This is a genomic window from Dokdonella sp. (assembly GCF_036518555.1).
In the GTDB taxonomy this organism is placed as follows: Bacteria; Pseudomonadota; Gammaproteobacteria; order Xanthomonadales; family Rhodanobacteraceae; genus Dokdonella_A.
Genome location: NZ_DATDMY010000289.1, coordinates 1 through 7,080, shown reverse-complemented (window position 1 = coordinate 7,080; position 7,080 = coordinate 1). Strand labels below are relative to the sequence as shown.

The 7,080-nt window shown below is 70.5% G+C and carries 7 protein-coding genes; 3 read left to right on the top strand and 4 right to left on the bottom strand.

The window, feature by feature from the left end:
• Positions 1-60: 60 nt before the first annotated feature.
• From VI238_RS15740 to VI238_RS15730, 3 genes are all read right to left on the bottom strand, one after another.
• Positions 61-2,166, bottom strand: a complete 2,106-nt coding sequence (locus VI238_RS15740; RefSeq protein ID WP_331653053.1) for a TonB-dependent receptor — start codon at positions 2,164-2,166, stop codon at positions 61-63.
• A gap of 69 nt (positions 2,167-2,235) precedes the next feature.
• Positions 2,236-2,394 (bottom strand): DUF3309 family protein, encoded by a 159-nt coding sequence (locus VI238_RS15735; protein WP_331653051.1) that lies wholly within the window; start codon positions 2,392-2,394, stop codon positions 2,236-2,238.
• 11 nt (positions 2,395-2,405) lie between these two features.
• The gene (locus VI238_RS15730; RefSeq protein ID WP_331653049.1) at positions 2,406-2,711 is read right to left on the bottom strand and encodes a hypothetical protein; all 306 of its coding nucleotides are present in this window, start codon (positions 2,709-2,711) and stop codon (positions 2,406-2,408) included.
• Between the two features lie 241 nt (positions 2,712-2,952).
• Between VI238_RS15730 and VI238_RS15725 the strand changes: the two genes are divergently transcribed.
• The 3 genes from VI238_RS15725 to VI238_RS15715 all read left to right on the top strand — a co-directional run bounded on the left by VI238_RS15725 (position 2,953) and on the right by VI238_RS15715 (position 6,765).
• Positions 2,953-4,680, top strand: a complete 1,728-nt coding sequence (locus VI238_RS15725) for a sensor histidine kinase (RefSeq protein ID WP_331653047.1) — start codon at positions 2,953-2,955, stop codon at positions 4,678-4,680.
• Positions 4,681-4,785: 105 nt separating this feature from the next.
• Entirely contained in the window at positions 4,786-5,226 is a 441-nt protein-coding gene (locus VI238_RS15720; RefSeq protein ID WP_331653058.1) for a response regulator, read from the top strand.
• Positions 5,227-6,765, top strand: coding sequence for a response regulator (locus VI238_RS15715; protein WP_331653045.1), 1,539 nt, complete (start codon positions 5,227-5,229; stop codon positions 6,763-6,765).
• Positions 6,766-6,783: 18 nt separating this feature from the next.
• On the opposite strand, the gene msrB is transcribed toward VI238_RS15715, so the two are convergent.
• Positions 6,784-7,080, bottom strand: a 297-nt coding sequence (gene msrB, locus VI238_RS15710; RefSeq protein WP_414650078.1) for a peptide-methionine (R)-S-oxide reductase MsrB, incomplete at its 5' end; no start/stop codon positions are given.

Sequence of the window (7,080 nt, the reverse complement as noted above, 5' to 3'; positions counted from 1 at the left end):
GTTCTCTTCGGATTCTGCGCGCAGGAGCGCGCCGCTCTTCGGGCCCCCTTGCCGAGCCCCTCACCGCGTCCACGTCCACTTCACGCCCAGCATGAACGCGCGCCCCGGAGCCGGCTCGAAGTAGCGCCCGTTCGCATCGTTTACGATCACCGACCCCGCGTAGCGGCGGTCGAACAGGTTGTCGATGCGCGCGAACGCGTCGATGCGGCCGGTGTCGAGTTCGAAGGCATGGCCCGCATCGACGGCGGCGACCGCGTATGCGGGTGCGCGCGCGGTGCCGAGGTCGTTGACGACGACCGCGCCGACGACATCGCCCGACGCGCCCGCATGCCAGCCGCGCTGCGTCCCCCAGCGCAGGCTCGCGTGCAGCGCGCTGCGCGGAATGCCCGGGATGCGCGCGCCTGCGGCGACCGGTGTATCCGGCGTCGTGCAGGGCGTGCCCGCGCACGTGAGGAAGCTGGAGCGGAACGTCGCGTCGAGCCAGGTCCAGGCGAGCTGCAGCGTCCACGCGTCGTCGATGCGCCACGCGAGCGCGGCTTCGGCGCCGTCGCGGCGCGCCTTGCCGATGTTCTGGTAGGTCGTGCGGCCGCCCGCGCTCGTCGCGACCGCGAGCTCGTTGCGCGTGTCGGCACGGAACAGCGCGACGGTCGCGTCGATCGACGTCGATGGCCGCAGCTTGATGCCGAGTTCCGCATTGCGGCTGCGCGCGGGGTCGAGGTCGAACGCGAGGCCGGCGCCGCCGTCGGCGCGATAGCCGAGTTCGTTGAACGTGGGCGTCTCGAAGCCCTGCCCATACGACGCGTACACGTTCACGCCGCGTGCCGCGCGCCACAGCAGGCCGGCCACCGGCGTCGTCGCGCCGTAGTCGACACGGCCGCTGTCGTCGGGATTGCCGGGCGTGACGTAGCGATCGCGCGCGTCGAACGCGACCTCGCTGTGGCGCACGCCGGCGACGAGGCTCCAGCGATCGGCGAAGCGCCAGGTCGCCTGCGCGTACTGGTCGAAGTCGCGCACGGTATCGTCCTCGTCACGGCGCAGCGCGCCCCGCACGCCGAGCACGTCGCCGACGAAGTTCTCGTATCCGCGCCGGTGCTGCGCCTGCCGATCCCAGCTGAGACCGGCGGCGAGTTCGAACGCACGCCCGCCGAGCTCGCCGGTCCAGGTCCAGCGCGCGTCGCTGCCGCCATAGCCGGAGTCGAGATCGACGACGCCACCGGAATGCTTCGGGTTCGCCTGCACCGCGACCGGAATCGCGAGGTACTGCTCGACCTCGCGCCGGCCGTAGTAGCCGAGCACGCGCAGCGCGTGGCCGTTGCCGAGATCCTGTTCGAAGATCGCACCGCCCTGGTTCTGGTGCACGCTCTTGCGCGTGTCGAACTGCGTCGCGACCGCCGCGACGCTGCGCGGATCGGCGTCGAACTGCGCCTGCGTGAGGCCGAGCGGATCGTCGGCGCCCGGCAACGCGAGGACGTTCGCGAGCAGCGTGAGCTTGCCGCCGTCGCCGATCTTCCAGGCGAGTTTGGCGTTGCCCGACTCGCGTTTCGCCGCGCTGTGGTCGCGCCAGCCGTCGGTCTGGAAATGCGTGAGGTCGAGGTTGTAGTCGACGTCGCCGGCGACGCCGCGCGCGTTGGCGCTCGCGCGCGCGCTGCCCCAGCTGCCGCCGACGAGGCCGAGCGAGACTTCGGGCGGAACGCTGCCGTCGGCGCCGAACAGCTGGATCACGCCGCCCGACGAGTTGCCGTACAGCGCGGAGAACGGGCCGCGCAGCACCTCGATGCGCGCGGCCGAATCGAGGTTGAAATGCGATACCTGGCCCTGCCCGTCCGGCATCGTCGCGGGAATGCCGTCCGTGTACAGGCGCACGCCGCGCACGCCGAACGTCGCGCGCGCGCCGAAGCCGCGGATCGAGATCTGCTCGTCCTGCGCGTAGTTCTGCCGGTCGCGCGCGAGCACGCCGGGAATGCCGGCGAGATAGTCGGAGGGATTGACGCCGAACACGTCGACGACGTCGTCGATCGCGACCGCGTCGATCGAGGCCGGCACGTCGAACGCGACCTGCGGCGTGCGCGTCGCCGTCACGACCACGGCCGGCAGGTCCGCGTCGGCGGCGGGCGCGGCGGTCGACCACAGACAGGCCACGGCGGGCAGGTACCGCCACCGGATCATGGGCATCGCGAGCAGGCTCTTCGGGCAGCCTGCGATCCTAAGGCATGCGATGCCGCTTGCGCGACCGCGTCAGAGGTAGCCGAGCACGAGCAACACGACCACGACGAGCACGAGCAGGCCTGCGCCTCCGCTCGGGTAATAGCCCCAGCTGCGGCTGTAGGGCCAGGCCGGAAGTCCGGCGACGAGTACCGCGACGAGGACGATGAGGAGGATGGTGCCGAGGCTCATGGCGTGCTCCTTCAGAAGATCATCGCGCTCGACACGCGCTCGCTGCGCACGACGCCGAGATCGGCTTCGATGTCGGCGATGTTCGCGCCCGGCCCGTAGATGCCGACCAGACGGTCGGCCTCGATGTTCGGGCAACGGTCGGCGGCGTCGAAGTAGACCTCCGCGGCCGCGTCGGTCCACACCACGATGTCGCTGCGCCGAAGCGCGTGATGCAGGTGCGACGCGATGGAGCCGAGGTCGCCCGTGAGCGATCCGGCGAGTCTCGCGCGCTGGGCGCGTCGTTCGGCAAACGTGGCGGGCGGTGCGATGGAAGCCATGTCGATCCCCTCTCTCTGCCCGGCAAGGGCGTGCGTTGCAACGAAGTGTCCGAAGTGCGCCGCGATCGGCGCGCTCGGAACGTAGTCGCGCCACGCGCAACCGTTCGTTAACGCGCGTACCTCGCGTTGGCGTTCGTTCATGCTGGGTCGGGCGCGCCTCGGCCTGCGGCGCGTGACGCTGGACGGGCGCGATGATCTGTGCGAGATAGCGCATCCGAGCGAACGACGAGAGGACACGAGGGTGCGCCCGACCATCGCCAACATGCGCTTCCTCGCCCTCATGGGCAGCCTCGTCATCATCGTGTTCATCGGCTACGTCGTGCGGCAGCGCGTAACCGACGACACGGTGGAAGCGTTCCACTGGCTCGATCATTCGAGCGAAGTGCGATCGACGATCCACGAGCTCGATGCCGCGCTCGCCGAACTGCAGGCGGCCGCGTACGCGCGCCGGCTCGCGCCCGCCGACGACGGCGTGACGGCGCGCTACGGGCAGGCGCGCACGCGGTACGAGCCGCTCGTGCAGAAGCTGCGCGACCTCACGCGCGACAACCCCGGGCAGCAGGAGCGCATGGGTTTCCTGCGCGCGCGGCTGGATACGATCGTCGCGACGCTCGACGGCTCGGCCGAGGGCGCGCCGGACGCGGCCATCGGCCTCGGCCGGATCGCGATCGGCGACGTCACCGACGACGTGCTCGCCGAGGAGGAACGCCTCGCGGCGGAACGCAAGCGGCAGACCGAACGGCGCATCGGCATCGGCCGCGTCGTCACGATAGGCACCGCGCTCGGCCAGGTGCTGCTGCTCGGCATCGCGATCTGGCTCGCCGAGCGGCAGATGCAGAAGCGCGTCGCGGCCGAAGCCCACACGCGCAGCGCGGTCGGTCGCGCGCGCCTCATCGTCGAATCGGTGCGCGAGCCGATCGCGGTCGTCGACGCGAACCTCGCCGTGCTGCAGACCAACCACGCCTTCGGCACGTTCTACGGGATCGAGCGCGCCGAAGGCACCGCGATCGACAGCGTCGAGGGTTGGCGCGATGCGGCGCTGCTGCAGCGTCTGCGCGACGTGGTCGGGCAGCGGCGCGAATTGTGGGATTTCGAAACCGACCAGCGCGACGCCGACGGCAGCCAGCGGCGCGTGATCGTCAACGCGCGCGCGATCGACCTGCCCGACCGCGAGCGCCCCGCCGCGCTGATCACGATCAGCGACATCACCGCGCGCAAGCATTCCGAGGAACAGGTGCTGGAGCTGAACCGGCAGCTGTCCGGCAAGATCGAACAGGTCACCGAGGTCAACCGCGAGCTCGAGGCGTTCTCCTATTCGGTCTCGCACGACCTGCGCGCGCCGCTGCGCCACATCGCCGGATTCGCCGACAAGCTGCGCACGCAACTCGGCGACGAGCGCGATGCGAAGCTCGCGCACTACTGCGAGGTCATCGCCGACTCGGCCCGGCGGATGTCGGCGCTGATCGAGGACCTGCTCGCGTACTCCAGGCTCGGTCGGCATGCGCTGCGCCTGCAGCCGGTCGACATGCAGTCGCTGGTCGAGGAGATCCGCGCGACCCTGATGTCCGCGCTCGAGGACCGGCGCGTGCAGTGGCGCATCGCGCCCCTGCCGGTCGTGGTCGCCGACGCGTCCATGCTGCGCCTGGTCTGGCAGAATCTGCTCGACAATGCCTTGAAGTACACTGGCGCGCGGGACCCGGCGCTCATCGAGGTCGGCTTCCGCGACGATGGCCAGATGCGCGAATTCTGGGTACGCGACGACGGTGTGGGTTTCGACATGAGATACGTCGACAAGCTGTTCGGTGTGTTCCAGCGCCTGCACAAGGCGTCCGAATTCCAGGGCACCGGCATCGGTCTCGCCTCGGTGCGGCGGATCATCGCCCGCCACGGCGGCCGGACCTGGGCCGAAGGCGAACCGGACAGGGGCGCGACCATCCACTTCACCCTTCCGCGTCACGAAGCCGTCTAGCGCACCGGCCGGCCACCCGACTCGGGCAGGCGCGTCCGCACGGGCGGGGCCCGCCGCGGTCCGGCAGGCAGGCCCGGTCGCACCATTCACAGGAGCAGCCACTTGATCCGCGAAATCCGCACGATCCTCCTCGTCGAGGACAGCCTCGCCGACGCCGAGATGACCATCGACGCGCTGCGGGAGGCACGCATCGCCAACCCGATCGTCCACGTCGAGGACGGCGTCGACGCGCTCGATTTCCTGCATGCGCGCAACGCCTACGCGGGCCGCAAGGACGGCAACCCGGTGGTCGTGCTGCTCGACATCAAGATGCCGCGCATGGACGGCATCGAGGTGCTGCGCGAAATCCGCACGAACGAGGTCACGCGCACGATCCCGGTCGTGATCCTGTCGTCCTCGCGCGAGGAGCGCGATCTCGCCGCGAGCTGGGATCTCGGCGTCAACGCCTACGTCGTCAAGCCGGTCGACGCGCGGCAGTTCTTCGATGCGGTGCAGACGCTCGGCCAGTTCTGGGCGGTCATGAACGAAGCCCGGCCCGAGGCCTGAGTGGCGAGCGCTCCTGTTCCGCTGCGCGTTCTTCTGGTCGAGGACAGCGAGCTCGATGCCGAGCTCGTGCTCGACCACCTGCGCGACGACGGCCTCGAACCGGAGTGGATGCGCGTCGAGGACGAACCTTCGTTCGTCGACGCGCTCGGCGCGTTCTCGCCCGGGATCGTCATTTCCGATCTCAGCATGCCGGAATTCTCCGGCTACCGCGCGCTCGACCTCGCGCGCGAAGCGGCTCCGCGCGTGCCGTTCCTGTTCGTGTCGGGCACGATGGGCGAGGAAGCCGCGGTCGAGGCGCTGCGCCGCGGCGCGACCGACTACGTGCTCAAGGACAACCTCGCGCGGCTCGCCAGCGCGGTGCGCCGCGCGCTCGACGAGGCCGAGCAGAAACGCGCACGCGACGCCGCCGAAGCCGAACTGCTGCGCGTGCAGCGCTACGAGAGCCTCGCCCTGCTCGCATCCGGCCTCAGCCACGACCTGCGCAACGTGCTGCAGCCGATCGCGATGGGCGTGGCGCTGCTGCGCGACGACCCGAACGAGGAGATCCGCAAGGTCGGCCGGCTGATCGAGGAATCGACCCAGCGCGGCCTCGACATCGTCGCCTCGATGCTGTCGTTCGCGCGCGGCTCGCGCGCGGCCGTGCACCGCATCCCGGTCGGCTCGCTCGTCGACGGCCTCGCGATGCTGCTGCGCGCGAGCCTCGCACGCGACGTCGAGCTCGCGCTCGACGTGCCCGACCGCACGCTCGAGGTCGACGGCAATGCGACCGAGCTGCAGCAGTGCCTGCTCAACCTCTGCCTCAACGGCGCGCAGGCGATGCCGGACGGCGGCACCTTGCGCGTCGTCGCGCGCCCGGCGGTACTCGACGCCACGTTCTTCGAGGCGGACGAAAGCGCACGGCCCGGCCGCTACCTCTGCATAGCGATCAGCGACGACGGCATCGGCATGACGCCCGAGGTGCGCAGCCGCCTGTTCAAGCCGTTCTTCACGACCAAGGAGAAGGGCACCGGCCTCGGCCTCCTGTCGTGCCGACGCATCCTCGAGAACCACGGCGGCGTGATCCGCGTCGACAGCACGCCGGGCCAGGGCTCGACGTTCTCGCTGTACCTGCCGATGCCATCCGCCGCGGACGACGGCGACGCGCTCCAGGCCGTCGGCGCGCGCGGCCGCGGCGAGCGCGTCCTCGTCGTCATCGAGCGCGAGAGCAAGCTCGTCATGCTGCAGGACATCATCGAATCGAGCGGTTACGTGGCTTCGCCCGCCGACAACGGCATGGTCGCGATCCAGTCGATCGAGCGCGACGGGCTGCCCGACGTCGTGCTCATGGACGGGCGCATGACCTTGATGACCGGCGTGATGACGGCCTCGCACCTGCTCGAGCTCGACTACCGCGGCCCGCTGATCCTGATCGCCGCGCCGGCCGAGCGCGCGGCGATCGAACCCGACCTGCCGCCGCTGCCGCGCATCCGCTTCATCGATCGGCCGGTCGATCCGGACCAGCTGCTGCGGGTGCTCGCCGAGGAAGTGCGCGCGCGCTGACGCGCGCGCGGGTTCGGGTCACGCCGGCACGAATTCGAGCGCGGCGGAGTTCATGCAGTAGCGGTTGCCGGTCGGGGGCGGTCCGTCGGGGAACACGTGGCCGAGATGGCTGTCGCAGCGCGCGCACCGGATTTCCGTGCGCACCATGCCGTGGCTCGCGTCGTGGATCTCGCGCACGTGCGCGGGATCGAACGGCGCGTAGAAGCTCGGCCAGCCCGTGCCCGATTCAAACTTCGCGATCGAGCGGAACAGCGGCAGCCCGCACAACCGGCAGGCGAACACGCCCTCGCCGTGCTCGTGCAGCAGCCCGCCGCA

Bases quoted from the DNA above. Each gene is read 5' to 3' on its own strand.
- VI238_RS15740 (WP_331653053.1), bottom strand. From the start codon at position 2,166: ATGATCCGGTGGCGGTACCTGCCCGCCGTGGCCTGTCTGTGGTCGACC.
- VI238_RS15735 (WP_331653051.1), bottom strand. From the start codon at position 2,394: ATGAGCCTCGGCACCATCCTCCTCATCGTCCTCGTCGCGGTACTCGTC.
- VI238_RS15730 (WP_331653049.1), bottom strand. From the start codon at position 2,711: ATGGCTTCCATCGCACCGCCCGCCACGTTTGCCGAACGACGCGCCCAG.